The organism is Paenibacillus solisilvae (assembly GCF_042656405.1).
Taxonomy (GTDB): Bacteria; Bacillota; Bacilli; order Paenibacillales; family Paenibacillaceae; genus Paenibacillus_Z; species Paenibacillus_Z solisilvae.
This window is the reverse complement of sequence record NZ_JBHSOW010000128.1, coordinates 1-15,478: the sequence shown is the minus strand read 5'-3', so window position 1 is coordinate 15,478 and position 15,478 is coordinate 1. Positions and strand designations below refer to the sequence as shown.

The window sequence follows — 15,478 nt, the reverse complement described above, 5'->3', positions numbered from 1 at the left end:
CGAAAAAAGCTATTACGAGCAACTCCAGGTTTCATAAAGTTGTGTCTACTATATTGACATAAGCTCAAAGTAGGCACTAGCAACTGGAAATTTCCAGTATAGCGTTCGTTTGAACATCTAAAGCCCGAAATAGCTGTACATAATCCAGTATAGGTTCGATGCGAATGCCGATGTGCATGCGAATGTGCATACCACAGCGCATTCCGCCGGGCATGCGCATGCCGCAGCGCATGCGAAAGTGCATACCGCAGCACAAGCCGATGCGCATTCCGCCGGGCATGCGAATGCCGCAGCGTATGTGAATGTGCATACCGCAGCACAAGCCGATGCGCATTCCGCCGGGCATGCGAATGCCGCAGCACAAGCCGATGCGCATTCCGCCGGGCATGCGAATGCCGCAGCGTATGTGAAAGTGCATACCGCAGCACAAGCCGATGCACATGCCGCAGCACATACCGCAAGCATGCCGCGTCGTATGTCGCATCAAATTCCGCATCGCATACCATGCCGCATCGCATGCCGCTGCCAAGCCGCGCCGCACATGCCGCATCGCATGCCGCCGGGCATGCCGATTACGCGACAAGAAATTCACATCACACACAAGTGTATAAATGGGTTACACTAAAGTCTCTTTGTTAAGATTAGAGCCCTATTTCTTTAATAACAGAGATTACTTTGTCTTCGTGGAATAATACGCTCTGACGACAGACTCCGCTTTCTTGCCGTACATGCAGTAGTCATCATTCTTTGCGGCATCCTCTGGATTATACAGTTTCGCCGGCCAATCCCACAGCATGAAGCCTTCTACCCAGCCGCGTTTGTCGCAAGCGCCGAACATGGAATCATAGAAGAGCACCTGTGCATCTTCATCCGGTCCGCCTACAAGTCCCCAATCGTTCGGAATGTATTGTGAACCATCGCGGCTCGGGCAGCCCGCCTCCATAAAGAAGAATGGTTTATTAAACTGCTTCACCACCGGCTCGATCCGGTTCAGCTGCTCTTCCCAGTTATCGAACGGGTAGTATCCGCTTGAGGAAATAACATCGACGGCATCCCACCATTTAACCCGGTCCTCCTGGTATTTGTCACAGTTGTAAGTAATAATGCCGGAGTATACGCTGCGTACTTCGGCGATCAGATTACGCCACTCCTGTTCCCGGCGATCGGTTTGCACCATTTCACAGCCGATGCACAGCATTTCACAGCCCGTTTCTTCTGCGATTTTGGCATAGTGGAGAATGAAGCGATTGTAGGACGCAAACCATTGCGACCATTTGGGCTCGCAGGGAACATCATAATCGAAGAAGTTAATATGAGCGCGCCAAGTGCCGTCTTGACAGTTAACTACCGGCTTCAAGCAGACTTTAAGCCCGAGCTCCTTGGCTTTGGCAATTGCAGAGCGGACTTCCTCATCGGTTACTGTAGGCTCATCATAATAGCGGATTTCCGTAGCTTGCGGATGATCTTGAAGGGCGCCGAACGAAATGGCGGTCCAATTGACATGCAGCTTTTCTTTCATGAGTTCCATCGATTGGTCAGCTTCAGGAGTATTCCAAGTGCCTCGAACGCCTGTCCAGCCCCAAGTCATCCCCGCAATATACGGCTTCATGGTTTGCAATAGTAACGCCTCCGTTGATTAGTGTACAGATAGTCTATCAGTTATGCTATTTAGTTAAACAAAAAGTAGGTATAAGGGTCAAGTGTTATTTTGGGAGTAGGATGGGTGCGATTTCAATTCAAGATGTAAACGTTTTTAAAATAACCGCCGGAAAGTAAAATCAAGACTATAAAACACAATTGAAACCATTTCTCGCCCATAAATTGTGAAGTATACTCAAACCTGAAAGCGCACACAATTATGCTATCTGAACTAGGGGGCAAACAAAAATGAAAAGAGTATTATCGTACACAATTGTTTCACTGCTGCTCGTCAGCTCGCTCGCAGCATGCGGAAACAACAATACGGGAACAAACAATGGCGGTACAACAAACACACCGGCTGACAACACAACGGGCGGCAATAATGCCGCAGGTGAGATCAAAGGCGACATCACTTTTCTTACGAACCGTACGGATATGATTGACAAGCAGTACAAAGATTATGAAACAAAGTTCGAAGCCAAATATCCGGGTGTTGACCTGAAGTTCGAATCGATCGCAGGGGATTATGAGAAGACAGAAAAAATCCGGATTTCTTCCGGTAGTTTCCCTGACGTTGTCCTGCTTGGACCTGGTATAGCAAACTCCGAATATCCAAAATATTTTGCGCCGCTAGATGATATTCAATTCTCCGGTGATATCTACTTCAAGGATCTGAAAGCTTTCGAAGGCAAAATGTATGGGATCTCCTCCGGCGGCAGCACAGTCGGCGTTGTTTATAACAAGAAAGCTTTTGAGAAAGCAGGCATCACTGCGATTCCAAAAACATTGGACGAGTTCTATGCTGCTGCTGAAAAATTGAAAGCTGCCGGAATTATTCCACTTGCTTCTAACTTCAAAGACAAATGGCCGCTTGGAGCATGGACGCAGGATATCCCGACCATCATCAGCGGAGCATCTGATCACCAAAATAAACGTGCTGAATCCGATACGCCATACACCATGGACAATGCATACGGAAAATCATGGAGCATTATAAGAGACATGTACACTAAAGGCCTCTTGGAGAAAGATGTTAACTCCACCAACTGGGAGCAATCCAAAATTGACGTCGCACAAGGCAAATTTGGTATGTATGTACTAGGCAACTGGGTTATCAACCAAGTGATTGACAGCGGTGCGAAATCCGAAGATGTCGGTTTCTTCCCATTCCCGGCCGACAACTCCGGCGCTGCCAAAGCTCCGCTTAATCCAGACTGGTTCTACGGAGTTAACAAGAACGGCAACGTAGCTGCAGCTAAAGCGTTCATCAAATGGATGATTGAAGAATCCGGTTACGACGATTTCGCAGGCTTCATCCCAACCTTGAAAGACAAAAAACCGAAGCTCGCTCAGCTTACCGAGTTCGATACGTACAAGCCGAAGTACATTGAGCTGGTAGCTCCAAACAGCGTTGCTACTGAAATCAATAACAAAGCGCAAATCGACCAAGATGCTGTTCTTCAAGAATTCGTGCTGTCGAAAGATCCGCAGAAGGTCCTGGATAAAGTAAATGCAGCTTGGGCGAAAGCTAGAAAGACAATCGTTAAGTAAGCAGTAAGTACTTTGGTACTTGGAAGTTGGATGGTTCTGCAAAACAGAATCCTCCAACTTCTTCTTTCGAATATAAGTACGCATAGGTTCCCTGAACACGTTGCTTATATTTCAAATAACCACGGAAGAAGGGATACAGTATGCTTAGCCGGCTTTCTTTTCAAAAACAACGATTAATTATTATTACTAGCTTCGTCGCTATACCTTTAATATTGCTGCTTATGTTTGCTTATTATCCGACTTTTGAGCTCTTTCATCTAAGCTTCACCAACTGGGATGGACTAAGTCCGACGAAGGATTGGATCGGCTGGGATAATTACAAAGAAGTGTTTACGGATTCTGAAATTTTTGGGGTTTTTCCACATAACTTTGCTTATTTTGCAGTGGGTATCGTTCAGAATATCGCTGCCATTTACTTTGCAATCATCTTGAACAGCAAGCTCAAAGGGAAGTATTTCTTCAGACTGCTGCTCTTTTTACCTTATATATTAAATGGCGTAGCTGTGGCTTACTTGTTCGGTTATGTGTTTGATACCACCCAAGGGTCATTGAACAGTTTGCTGGGAGCGATCGGACTAGGTTCCGAGACAAGCTGGCTGGGCAGTGAAGGTTTCGTGAATTACACGCTGGCATCGATCGGTTTCTGGCGGTTCATGGGTTTCAATATGGTTATCTATCTTGCAGCCCTTCAATCTATTCCAGGCGATATCTATGAAGCAGCGTCCATTGACGGAGCGAATGGTTGGAAACAGTTCCTGCATATCACGCTTCCGAACATATATAAGATTATCGAGCTTAACCTGTTCCTGACGGTTACAGGGGCGCTGGAAGTATTCGACCTTCCGTTCGTCCTGACCAATGGGGGTCCGGCTGGAGCGAGTGAGACCTTTGTTATGAAAATCGTCTCGACAGCCTTCCAATTTAACAATTATGGTTTGGCATCCGCAATGAGCGTGGTTTTGTTGGTCTTTGTTGTAGTTGTTCTCGGAATTCAACGGTTTCTGCTTAGCAAGGGAGGGAAATAGGCGATGAATAATCGAAATGTAAGCTGGAGTACGATTAAATATCTGTCTTTGCTCGCAGCTGTATTTGTTGTACTGTTCCCGCCGTATGTGATCGTCGTTAATGCTTTTAAGACGAAGGATGAGTTTCTGACCAAACCGAGGATGTCGCTTCCGGACACCTTCTTCAACTTCAGCAACTTCAAGCATGCTTTCCAGCAGGCTGATATGACGCATGCCTTCGGAAATACACTCCTTATTATCGCGTTAACGCTGCTGTTCAACATCGCGCTTGGCTCCGCATTTTGTTACGCAGTGGGACGTTTTGAGTTTAAATTCAAAAATCTGCTGGTTCCATTGTTTCTGGTTGCGACCATAATTCCGTCCATCACGACGCAAGTGGTCAACTACAAGACCATTCAGATGCTTGGTTTGAACGATCACCTGCTGGGCCCAGTGTTGATTTATGTCGGAGCAGATATCATGCAGATTTATATTTACCTTCAGTTTATCCGAAATATCCCTTATGAGCTTGACGAGAGCGCAATGCTGGAGGGAGCTTCCTTATTCGGGATTTTCACGAGAATTATATTCCCGTTATTGGCACCTGCAACAGCAACCATCGTTATTTTGAAAACGATCAGCGTGTACAATGATATGTTCATTCCATACTTGTACCTGCCAAGTCCGGAGAACGTCGTCGTGTCCACTTCTCTGATGCGATTCTTCGGTACCAACAGCGGTGACTGGCAGGCGGTTTCGGCAGCCATTCTGATGATTATGATTCCGACCTCCATCATGTATCTGTTCCTGCAAAAGTATATATTTGCGGGTGTGACGAATGGTGCTGTAAAATAATTGAATCAAGTTAGCGGTGAGGGGGACAGTCGATGAAGCTCATAATAGTCGATGATGAACAGCTCATTCGCATGGGTCTTGAGAAAATCATTTTGAAGATGGATTTTGAAATCGAAGTCGCAGGTTCATTTGCGAATGGAATGGAAGCATGGACTTATTTGTCCAAGCCGGGCCATGAAGAGCCGGATGTCTTGATTACGGATATCAAAATGCCCATGATGGATGGATTGAGGTTAATCGAGCTCGTGCGGGAGAAGAACAAGGATATCTCGATCGTCGTGCTGAGCGGCTTCAACGAATTTGAGTATGCCCGATCCGCTCTCCGGTTCGGAGTCCGGGATTATCTGCTCAAGCCTGTCGATAAGACGTTATTGTTTGATCTCTTAACCAAGCTTCGTCATGAGAAGTATGCCCAAGCTGCGTTTGAGGATGATCCCGGAGATGAGAGGCTTCCGATAGAGAGCGAGCATCATGTCATCGATCAGGTGAAGACCATCTTGGAACGAGATTATGATAAGAACTTCGAGCTTGAACGTTTAGCTGAGATGGTTGAATTGAACGCGAGCTATCTGAGCCGGTTATTCAAGAATAAAACGAATATGACGATAACGGATTATCTCATCCTGATCCGGATCGAGAAGGCCAAGCAGCTGCTGAGCGATCATCCGCATTTGAAGAATTACGAGGTTTCCTCTTTAGTGGGCTATAATGATCCGGTCTATTTCAACAAGCTGTTCAAGAAGATCGTCGGAATAACGCCCAAGGACTATAAAGAGAAGCATCACTGACAGGGACTGCTTCAATACGAGAAAACCGGACTTTCAGGAGTCCGGTTTTTTGCTGCGTTTGGCAAACTGCTTGCGGTACTGCATCGGGGTAATCCCGGTTAGCTTGCGGAAACAAGCCGAGAAATAAGGAGTCTGGTGAAAACCGACCTGTTCGGCGACGGTCGCGACAGCAAGCTCTGTACTGAGTAAGAGCTGCTTTGCCCGCTCCACCCGATAGATCATTAAATAATCCTGAGGCGTACACCGGTACGCTTCCTTCATACATCTGACAATATAGCCCGGGTGAAAATGGAGCACTTCGCCGAGCATAGCATTGGTTATCGGTGAGCGGTAATTCTGCTTCAGGAACGCCTCCGCTTGCTGGGCAACGAGAAAGGCAGGCGAGGCATAAGTTGTCCGCTGGCTTTCATCCATCAGCCGGAGCAAATCATTGAACAGCTGCTGCTGCTGCCAGAAGGCGCCGGATTCCATATTCAGTGCAACTAACCGGCCGAGCTGCTCGAAGGCGGCAGCCGGCGATGGCAGCAGACCGTATTTGGGAATATGGATCGTATAAGGAGAAGGTCCGGAGTTCTCCCGTATCGGCCTGCTCATCAGCTGTTCATCCGCAGCATGCTCTTCCCAAGCACCCTCCGCCGTAAAATGAATCCAATAAAAGGCTGTCTGCTCCAGGCAAGGCTGGATGGAATAATGATAAAGATCAGGCCGCAGCAGAAGCGTCTGCCCGGCGGTGAGCGTCCATTTTTCCTTCTCTTCCCCGATAAATAAACGGCCGGACACCATAAACAGCCAGTCGAACATACGCAATTGATGCCGGCTTGGATGCTGCTCGCCCGGGTGCAGTATGGTTTTGCCGCATTCCAGATAATAAGGCATCGGTGGCGGGAGGAAGGAGACGACAGAAGATTGTTCAGGCATGAAAGCTGCTCTCCTCATAATGGTTGATTAGGTTCATATTCTAACAAAAAAGTGTCGTATAGGTTCTATTATCATACACGTTTACAGAATAAACTACTATCTAGGAAGGTTGATATCTTGAAAATATAGAAAGCAGGGATAAGCATGCTGCAAACGACAAGACCTGTACCGCTCAAACAAGTTTCAATCAACGATTCATATTGGTCACCTTATGAGAAGCTTGTCCGTCAGACGGTTATCCCGTATCAATGGGATGCGCTGAACGACCGTATTCCGGATGCGGAGCCCAGCTATGCCATACGGAATTTCCGGATTGCCGCCGGGCTCGAGAAGGGTGAATATGGAGGGATGGTCTTCCAGGACAGCGATCTGGCCAAATGGCTGGAGGCTGTCGGCTATTGGTTAACGGGGCATGACGATCCGGAGCTTGAGCAGATCGCTGATGCTGCTATTGATCTTGTTGGACAAGCTCAGCAGGAGGATGGCTATCTGGGCACCTTCTTCACGATCAAAGAACCGGGCAAACGCTGGACGAATTTGCACGATTGCCATGAGCTTTACTGCGCTGGCCATATGATGGAAGCGGCAGTTGCTTATTATAAGGGAACCGGCAAGCGCAAGCTGCTGGATATCATGTGCCGCTTTGCCGATCATATCGACGATACGTTTGGACCGGAGCCCGGGAAAATTCAAGGCTATGACGGCCATCAGGAGATTGAGCTCGCTTTAGTCAAGCTGTATCAAGTAACGGGGAATGAGAAATACTTAAAGCTCAGTCAATTTTTCATTGACGAGCGGGGGAAGGCGCCCAATTTCCTGGTGCAGGAATGGGAGAGCAGAGGACGGACTTCCCATTGGGCTCAAGGCATTACAGGTAAGCCGAACGTAGAATACAATCAAGCGCATCTCCCGGTTCGCGAGCAGAAGGCAGCGACAGGACATGCTGTGCGGGCCGTATATATGTACACGGCAATGGCGGACTTGGCAGCGCAAAATGGTGATCAGTCCCTGCTTGATGCCTGCCGGACGTTATGGGATAACATGGTTTCGAGGCAGATGTATATAACGGGAGGCATTGGCTCTACCCATCACGGCGAGGCCTTTTCCTTTGATTATGATCTGCCCAATGATACGGTGTATGCGGAGACCTGCGCTTCAATCGGCCTGATCTTCTTCGCTCACCGCATGCTTCAGATCGAGCCGGACGGACAATATGCGGATGTGCTTGAAAGGGCGCTCTATAACAATGTCGTTGGGAGCATGTCCAGCGACGGCAAGCATTTCTTCTATGTCAATCCGCTTGAGGTATGGCCTCAGGCCTCAGAGAAGAACCCGGGTCTTCACCATGTGAAGCCGATCCGCCAGAAATGGTTCGCCTGCTCCTGCTGTCCGCCTAACCTGGCACGGCTGCTCACTTCCCTCGGGGAGTACATCTATTCCAGCAGCGATAATGCAGTCTATACGCATTTATATATGGGCAGTCAGGCTCAAATTGACGTGGGCGGAGCATCGGTCGGTTTGAAGCAGGAAACCAATTATCCTTGGGACGGAGAAGTTAAGCTGACGCTCGCTTTGGAGGAAGCGAAGCGCTTCAAGCTTGCGCTTCGCATACCTGCTTGGTGCGAGGGCGCGGCGATCCGAATCAACGGCGAGTCCAAGCAAGAAGAGCTTGTCATGGAGAAAGGTTATGCGGTCGTGGAGCTTAATTGGCAGGACGGAGATGTAATCCAGCTGACACTGCCGCTTGAAGTTCAAATCATTGAAGCGAATCCGCAGGTTCGGGCCAATGCCGGCAAAGCAGCCCTCCAGCGCGGTCCTGTCGTTTATTGCTTGGAAGAAGCGGATAACGGCAGCGTGCTTGCTTCCGTTTCAGTCTCGACAGAAACGGAGTTTAAAGCGCGGTTTGACGGCGAGCTGCTTGGAGGCGGGATCGTTATTGAAGGAGAGGGCTATAAGGATTCAGACAGCGGCTGGCAGGGCGGCGAGCTGTACCGGCCGATTCGCAGGCAGGCAGGGCGTATTGCGTTAAGAGCAATTCCCTACAGCATGTGGGGAAATCGTGGGAAAGGCGAGATGACCGTGTGGTTCCGGACCAGGTCGTCCTAGTCAGTTAATCATAGAATGAACAAGAGGGTGGTTGCCGCAGTGTGCGGCAAGCACCCTCTCGTTAGTCTATTCGCCGTCATGCGATGCCTCAACGCGCACCGGAGCTGTGCGCGAGTAGCACCGCTACTCTTTATGTTGTGAATCTTCACGATAACGCGCGGGTGTAGACTGCATCATCGAACGGAAGGTCCTTGTAAAATAATGAACCGATCCAAACCCTGTCAGCTCGGCAATCTCTTTAATGGAGAGCTCGGAGTGCCGAAGCAGCTCCCCGGCCTGCCGAATGCGCTGCTGCCGGACATATTCCGTGAATGATTCTAAAATATTGTCAGAGAACAGCCGTGAGAGCTGGCGGGGGGAAATGTTAATATGGGCAGCGACCTTGCCAAGCGACAATTCACCGTCGGACAGGTTATCCACGATGTACAGCTTCGCCTGCTTCAGAAGTGCGGAGGAGCTTCGGCGGGGAATGGGACCGCTCGAAATGCGCTCTTTATTGAAAACAGCCGCAAGCGAATGAACAAGCGCACCTGCAAGCTCGGGAATAACCTGCTCAGGCAAATTGCTTTGATGATCCGTCCTTCTCAGCAGCGACCGCCACAGCTGAGCCGCTGGGGATTGTTCGACACCAAAGAGGCAGACGGTTTCCGTTTCGGCTAAAGCTTGGAAGGTGGAAACAGCCTGCTCCGTGCTGCTGTGCTCATCCAGCTCAAAGGCAACGAAGAGCAGCTGAAGTCCTTTCACGGATTGAATACGGTGCATAATGCCCGGCCGGGAGCAGAAAAGGGTATGCGGGGATAACGGATATTCCCGTCCATGGTCCTGATACGTTCCTTCTCCGCTGAGTGTATAGCAAATTTCGAAAAAAGAATGCTTATGGACCGGATTGGAGAAATGACATTCATCCACCCCCCAATAATGCACGGTAAAGACAGCGCCTTGTGATTTCAACCGCAGCGCATATTGATTTAACCACCTGTTGCTTTCCACCCACTGATACATAGCTTCAGCCCCTTGGTTGTTTAGAGAATAAATGATGGCGCGAAAAGACAAAAGATTGACCTGACCGGATAAAGACTTGAATAACGCGGAAGGTCTATAATAAAGCCATCGGAACATTAATCTATCATACTGGAGGATCTATCATGATTAAAGCACAGGATGTTGATTTTTACAACGAACAAGGTTATCTGCTGGTTAAAGGGGTCTTCAATAAAGAAGAGGTTGAAGAGATGCGCGGTGCTGTGGGACGAATTATTGACCGTGCAGCCAAAGTGAATCAGGATCACAATGCACAGTGGCAGGGGGACTTTCTGTCGCCAGAGGAATTGAAGAAGCTGGTGCTTAAAGGTTTTCACGATGTTCATTATCACGATGCCTCGTTCATGAGGGCCATTATCCATCCGAAGATGGTTGAAGTTCTGTCCCAGATTATCGGACCGAACGTACAGCTCCATCATTCCAAAATGCTGGTGAAGCCGCCGGAGAACGGAGCTGCGTTCCCGATGCATCAGGATGCCCCGTATTTTCCGCATGAGCTGCATACGATGCTTGCAGCGAGCGTTCATCTTGATGATGCAAACGTGGATAACGGCTGTCTGCATGTTATTCCGGGCTCACACAAGCAGGGTAGTCTGCCCCATGTCGGCAGACATTACCTCAATGCGAAGGAATACCCGGTTTCCATGGGAACCCCATGTATCGCGGAAGCAGGTGACGTCCTGTTCTTTAACTACATGACGATTCACGGCTCACCGGCTAACCGCAGTGAGCGGACGCGCCGCAACGTGCTGTTTCAATACCGGAGTGCGACGGATTTCCCGACCACGAAAGAACATTTCGATTGGGGCATGGGACTGATGGTATGCGGTGAGAATCCGAATTTTGATCGTGTAAAGCCAAATTACCAGATTCTGTAACTTTATCTCCATTCTATCGTAAATAGCGAATTATCCAAACGGCCAGTGGGAGCATGCCAGCTCCTGCTGGCTTTTTCTTTTTTACGGATAACCGGATTCACATGATCTTCATTTATGCATGCTATTCTACGAACGGAGCACATGAAGATGCAAAGAGATGGAGGAACAATCTGATGGATCGTTCTAGGTTTAAACTCGCGGCAGCGGCGATGCTGCTGTCGGTTATGGTTGCAGGCTGCGGAGCTCATAATGATGCAGCTACCGCTGCCAATAACGGACAAGCAGCTTCCAGTAATACGGGAGGCGGTACTGAGGTTCATGCAGCCAATGGCGGAGGCGTCTTGCAAGCGCCGGACCGAACCGCAGACATCATGGGCAAAATAGTGAAGGTGTCGGCAGATTCCATCGTCATTCAGGAATCGAAGACAGCTCCCGCGGATATGCAGGGAAGAGGCGGCTTTGGCGGCGGAGGGCAGCGCGGCAATGGGGGTAATAAAGGTGAACCTCCGGCTGCTCCAGCTAATGGAGGAACAGCTGATCAACCTCTTGCAGCAGCAGGAGACGGCAATCAGCAGCAGCAGGCATCAGCCGGAGACGGCAATCAGCAGCAGGGATCAGCCGGAGACGGCAATCAGCAGCAGCAGCCTGCGGCAGTGAACGGCGGTGAAGGCCAAGCCGCATCCGGCAATGGCACGAAAGGTAACTCGGGCGGGGGTAAAGGGGGTCGTCCCGGCGGCTTCCAGATGGAATTCAAAGACGAGCAAACAAATTTAACCATTCAAGCGGATACCCAGATCGTATCCATGACCCGCGGTCAGGACGGGATGACGACGAATCAGCTTCAACCAGCGGATTTGAAAGAAGGCGATATCGTCACGATCTGGCTGAATGACTCGGATAAAACAGCTGTGCAGTACATGACGCTGCGGAATATGCCGGCAAACTTTGGAAAGGCAGGGAATGGATAATGAAGAAATGGTGGCTGCTAGGTACAGGGATACTGCTTGTTGCGGCTGCAGTAGTCGTCTATTTGAAAATGGATACAAAGAAAGCGACGGCTGAGGCAGTTGTGGCAACGACAACCGTAACGAAAGGAACGATTGATGTTCATGTCAGCGGGACCGGAAGCTTGACGCCAGCCGACCGCCAAACGATAAAGGCAACCGCTCAAGGAACGGTTGCTGCGGTCAAGGTTGCAGTTGGCGATAAGGTTAAGAAAGGGGATGTCCTGGCTACTGTAGAAGGTGAAGACAATTCGGATAAGATCACCAGTGAGAAGCTGAGCTTGGAGAGCAAGCTGCTTGATCTTCAGGATGCGGAGGATAAAATCAAAACCGAGACGGACGAAAAGAACATCGCAAGTCTGAAGCTGAACCTCAAGAAACAGAATCTGAGCATCGAGCAGTCCAAAACAACGATTGCCGACCTTGAGGAAACCGAAACAGGGAGCACCATTACGGCACCGATCGGCGGGACGGTGACAACGCTGTCGATTGCGGAAGGGGATTCGCTTAATCCTTCCTCCGATATTGCTGAAATTGCCGATTATGCCAGCTTGCAGATCGTAGTTGCGATTGATGAGCTCGATATTTCCAAAGTGAAGGCAGGGCAGTCGGCGACTGTATCGGTTGAAGCGCTGACCGATAAGACGTTTACGGGTAAAGTAGTGAAAATCGCCGATGAAGGAACGGCGAGCAACGGTGTAGCTTCATTTGATGTTACGATAGCGCTTGATAAAGCGGATGGTCTGAAAAGCGGTATGTCGGCTGAGGCAAGCATACAAATCGAGAAGAAAGACAATGTTCTTATGCTTCCGATTGATGCAGTTCAATCTCTGGGCAATCGTTATATCGTTATGGTTCCTTCCAGCGGTGCAGCAGCCGGCCAAGGCGGTTATCCGGGAGGTGCGCAAGGAGCGGGTCAAGCGGGCGTCGGTCAGTCTGGCACCGGTCAAGCCGGCAGCGGTCAAACTGGTCAAGGAGCTCAAGCCGGCAGCGGTCAAGCTGGTCAAAGAGCTCAAGCCGGCAGCGGTCAAGCCGGTCAAGGAGCCGGCAGCGGTAAAGCCGGCGGCAATCGTCAAGGCGGGTATGCAGGCGGTAATCGTCAAGCTGGAGGTCAAGGCGGATACGCAGGCGGCAATCGTCAAGGCGGCAATCGTCAAGGCGGATACGCAGGCGGCAATCGCGCAGGCGGTAATGGCGGCGGTCAAGGACGCAGCATGATGGCAGCTGGCGGAGGCACTCCGCAGGTCATTCAAGTGGGCATTCATAATGAAGATTATATCGAGGTTCTCTCTGGTCTGAAAGAAGGCGATAAGGTCATTTTGCCTACGGTCATTTCATCGAGCTCAACAACGCAGAAGGCTGCAGCGGGCGGTGCATTAGGAATCGGCGGCTTCGGCGGCGGAGCTGGAGCTATCGGCGGCGGTTTTGGCGGCGGCGGCTTTGGCGGCGGTCAAGGCGGACAACGTTCCGGAAGCGGAGCATCCGGCGGTGCAGGCGGAGGAGGTACACGGTAATGGAAGCAGGCAGTAAACGTGAACCTTTAATCCATATCGAAACATTATCCAAGCAGTATAAAATGGGCGGTGAAACCGTTCATGCGTTAAACGATATCTCGCTGCGTATCGACTATGGTGATTTTCTGGCCATCATCGGTCCTTCCGGATCGGGTAAATCGACGCTGATGAATGTCATCGGCTGTTTGGATGGGCCGACATCGGGCAAATATTGGCTGGATGGCGAGGAAGTAAGCCGATTAAGAGAAGGCAGACTGGCTGAGATACGCAACCGCAAAATCGGGTTTATCTTCCAAGGCTTTAACCTGCTCAGCAAGCTGTCCGCGCTGGAGAATGTAGAGCTTCCCCTCGTCTATCGAGGGGTTCCGTCCAAGCAGCGGAGGGAACTGGCAATCGAGGCGCTCCGTAAGGTGGGGCTGGAGGAACGATTGCGCCATAAGCCGAGCGAGCTGTCCGGCGGGCAGCAGCAGCGTGTCGCAATTGCCAGAGCACTTGCAGGCAATCCGCCGATTCTGCTTGCCGATGAACCAACCGGAGCGCTGGACACCCGTACCGGTGTAGAGGTCATGGAGCTGATGAAGCAGCTTAACGGCCAAGGCCACACGATTGTACTCATAACGCATGATCCCAAGATTTCTGCTCAAGCTTCCCGCGTGATACGTATTCAGGATGGAGAAATCAGCGAGGAAGGCGGTGAGAAAGATGAACGTCAGCCAAGCCTTCAAAATGGCCTTCAAAAGTATATTAGCCAATAAAATGCGTTCCTTGCTCACGATGCTGGGCATCATTATCGGGGTGGCTGCTGTAATCGCCCTTGTCGGCGTAGGTCAAGGGGCGACCAAGAATGTAACGGACCAGGTACAGAGCCTTGGCACCAATCTCCTGACCATCAACATTACGGGCCGGGGCTCGAAGACGACCGTTGATTACAAGGAAGCGGAGGAAATCACCGCGCAGGATGACATTCAATATGCGGCTCCGATCAATTCCTCTAATGCGACGGTTAAGAATGGAACAGACAGCGTGAGTGTCAGTGTCGTCGGTTCAACGACAGATTATTTGGACGTAAAAGAATACAAGCTGGCTGCCGGACGCTTCGTTTCCCAGATCGATCTCGACTATTATCAGAAAATAGCCGTTCTCGGCTCAACGACGGCGACGGACTTATACGGCACGGCAGAACCGGTCGGACAAACCTTTCTCATCAATGGAGTACGTTATAAAGTAGTAGGTGTACTGGCATCCAAGGGAAGCTCGCTCACCGGCTCGAATGACGAAGTGGTCGTTATTCCGATCACGACGTCGGAACGGTTATTCAAATCCAAAGGCGTGAAGACGATCAGCGTGCAGGTCGCCTCCTCGGATAAAATGACAGCTGTAACGACTGAGCTGGAGACGGCGCTCAGCGCCAAATTCCGCGGCAACACGAACAGCTATCGCGTGTTTAATCAGCAGGATCTGCTTGATTCCTTCAGCAGCATCTCCGACACCTTATCGCTTGCGCTTGGCGGCGTTGCAGCGATTTCGCTTCTTGTCGGCGGCATCGGCATCATGAATATTATGCTTGTATCCGTCACGGAGCGGACCAGGGAAATCGGTATCCGCAAAGCGATCGGTGCGAAGAAAAAGGATATTTTAACACAATTTCTAATTGAAGCCATCGCGCTCAGCGGACTCGGCGGCTTACTTGGGGTCGGCATTGGGGTGGGAGCCTCGCAGATCTTATCGAAGGCCATGGGAATGACAGTTGTTTTGTCACTTCCGATTATGGGGCTCGCATTTGGTTTCTCCGTCTTCATCGGCGTGGTATTCGGATTGTTCCCGGCGAACAAAGCTTCCAGCTTGAGGCCGATAGAAGCGCTAAGGTTCGAATAACAGGAACTTGTTCGGGCAGCTGGGCTGTCGCAACAATAGCTTTCGGGGTAAACCCGATATTACACGCCTGAGTGATTGACCCGTGCTGTTCTCGGTTCGCACCGAGCACAGCTCCAAGCACGCTTTATGACGATGCACGACTGCGCGGTCGGGCCACATCCATCGGCGGCAGCATACGCATCTATACTGGATTATTACAGCTATTCAGGCTTTTTTAGATTCAAATGAGCGCTATACTGGAAATTGGAGCTAGAATAAAAAGTGGACACCTGTTAAGTGTAGATAGATAATTACGTTAACGAG

Annotated in this window: 14 protein-coding genes; 11 read left to right on the top strand and 3 right to left on the bottom strand. The window is 50.2% G+C overall.

All coding sequences use genetic code 11. The annotated features are described in order from the left end of the window. The first annotated feature begins 172 nt into the window (after positions 1-172). On the top strand, positions 173-625 hold the full coding sequence (locus ACFPYJ_RS31465) for a hypothetical protein (RefSeq protein ID WP_379192247.1): 453 nt from the start codon (positions 173-175) through the stop codon (positions 623-625). A gap of 45 nt (positions 626-670) precedes the next feature. Here the strand turns inward: ACFPYJ_RS31465 and ACFPYJ_RS31460 are convergent, their stop codons facing one another. Next, positions 671-1,609, bottom strand: coding sequence for a glycoside hydrolase family 113 (locus ACFPYJ_RS31460; protein WP_379192249.1), 939 nt, complete (start codon positions 1,607-1,609; stop codon positions 671-673). A gap of 278 nt (positions 1,610-1,887) precedes the next feature. On the opposite strand from ACFPYJ_RS31460, the gene ACFPYJ_RS31455 reads away from it, so the two are divergent. The 4 genes from ACFPYJ_RS31455 to ACFPYJ_RS31440 all read left to right on the top strand — a co-directional run bounded on the left by ACFPYJ_RS31455 (position 1,888) and on the right by ACFPYJ_RS31440 (position 5,839). Next, positions 1,888-3,192, top strand: coding sequence for an ABC transporter substrate-binding protein (locus ACFPYJ_RS31455; RefSeq protein ID WP_379192245.1), 1,305 nt, complete (start codon positions 1,888-1,890; stop codon positions 3,190-3,192). Between the two features lie 140 nt (positions 3,193-3,332). Continuing rightward, entirely contained in the window at positions 3,333-4,217 is an 885-nt protein-coding gene (locus ACFPYJ_RS31450; protein WP_379192243.1) for a carbohydrate ABC transporter permease, read from the top strand. A 3-nt stretch (positions 4,218-4,220) separates the two neighbouring features. After that, positions 4,221-5,051 carry a carbohydrate ABC transporter permease gene (locus tag ACFPYJ_RS31445; protein WP_379192241.1) on the top strand — a complete coding sequence of 277 codons (831 nt, stop codon included), beginning with the start codon at positions 4,221-4,223 and terminating at the stop codon, positions 5,049-5,051. A 32-nt stretch (positions 5,052-5,083) separates the two neighbouring features. Then, a complete protein-coding gene (locus ACFPYJ_RS31440) occupies positions 5,084-5,839 on the top strand; it encodes a response regulator transcription factor (protein WP_379192239.1) in 756 nt (251 codons plus the stop codon). A gap of 33 nt (positions 5,840-5,872) precedes the next feature. Here ACFPYJ_RS31440 and ACFPYJ_RS31435 read toward each other — a convergent pair whose 3' ends face one another. Continuing rightward, positions 5,873-6,757, bottom strand: a complete 885-nt coding sequence (locus ACFPYJ_RS31435; RefSeq protein WP_379192237.1) for a helix-turn-helix transcriptional regulator — start codon at positions 6,755-6,757, stop codon at positions 5,873-5,875. A 144-nt stretch (positions 6,758-6,901) separates the two neighbouring features. Between ACFPYJ_RS31435 and ACFPYJ_RS31430 the strand changes: the two genes are divergently transcribed. Further along, positions 6,902-8,863, top strand: a complete 1,962-nt coding sequence (locus ACFPYJ_RS31430; RefSeq protein WP_379192235.1) for a glycoside hydrolase family 127 protein — start codon at positions 6,902-6,904, stop codon at positions 8,861-8,863. A gap of 123 nt (positions 8,864-8,986) precedes the next feature. On the opposite strand, the gene ACFPYJ_RS31425 is transcribed toward ACFPYJ_RS31430, so the two are convergent. Then, positions 8,987-9,865, bottom strand: a complete 879-nt coding sequence (locus ACFPYJ_RS31425; protein ID WP_379192233.1) for an AraC family transcriptional regulator — start codon at positions 9,863-9,865, stop codon at positions 8,987-8,989. 143 nt (positions 9,866-10,008) lie between these two features. On the opposite strand from ACFPYJ_RS31425, the gene ACFPYJ_RS31420 reads away from it, so the two are divergent. From ACFPYJ_RS31420 to ACFPYJ_RS31400, 5 genes are all read left to right on the top strand, one after another. Then, complete coding sequence (locus ACFPYJ_RS31420; RefSeq protein ID WP_379192231.1) at positions 10,009-10,782, top strand: phytanoyl-CoA dioxygenase family protein; 774 nt, start codon at positions 10,009-10,011, stop codon at positions 10,780-10,782. 173 nt (positions 10,783-10,955) lie between these two features. After that, positions 10,956-11,750 (top strand): hypothetical protein, encoded by a 795-nt coding sequence (locus ACFPYJ_RS31415; protein WP_379192229.1) that lies wholly within the window; start codon positions 10,956-10,958, stop codon positions 11,748-11,750. Then, the gene (locus ACFPYJ_RS31410) at positions 11,750-13,300 is read left to right on the top strand and encodes an efflux RND transporter periplasmic adaptor subunit (RefSeq protein WP_379192227.1); all 1,551 of its coding nucleotides are present in this window, start codon (positions 11,750-11,752) and stop codon (positions 13,298-13,300) included. The genes ACFPYJ_RS31415 and ACFPYJ_RS31410 overlap by 1 nt, the downstream gene beginning before the upstream one ends. Beyond that, positions 13,300-14,055: an ABC transporter ATP-binding protein gene (locus ACFPYJ_RS31405; protein ID WP_379192225.1), complete on the top strand. Its 756-nt coding sequence runs from the start codon at positions 13,300-13,302 to the stop codon at positions 14,053-14,055. The genes ACFPYJ_RS31410 and ACFPYJ_RS31405 overlap by 1 nt, the downstream gene beginning before the upstream one ends. Beyond that, entirely contained in the window at positions 14,003-15,175 is a 1,173-nt protein-coding gene (locus ACFPYJ_RS31400) for an ABC transporter permease (protein ID WP_379192223.1), read from the top strand. Before ACFPYJ_RS31405 ends, ACFPYJ_RS31400 begins: the two co-directional genes overlap by 53 nt. Positions 15,176-15,478 lie beyond the last annotated feature (303 nt).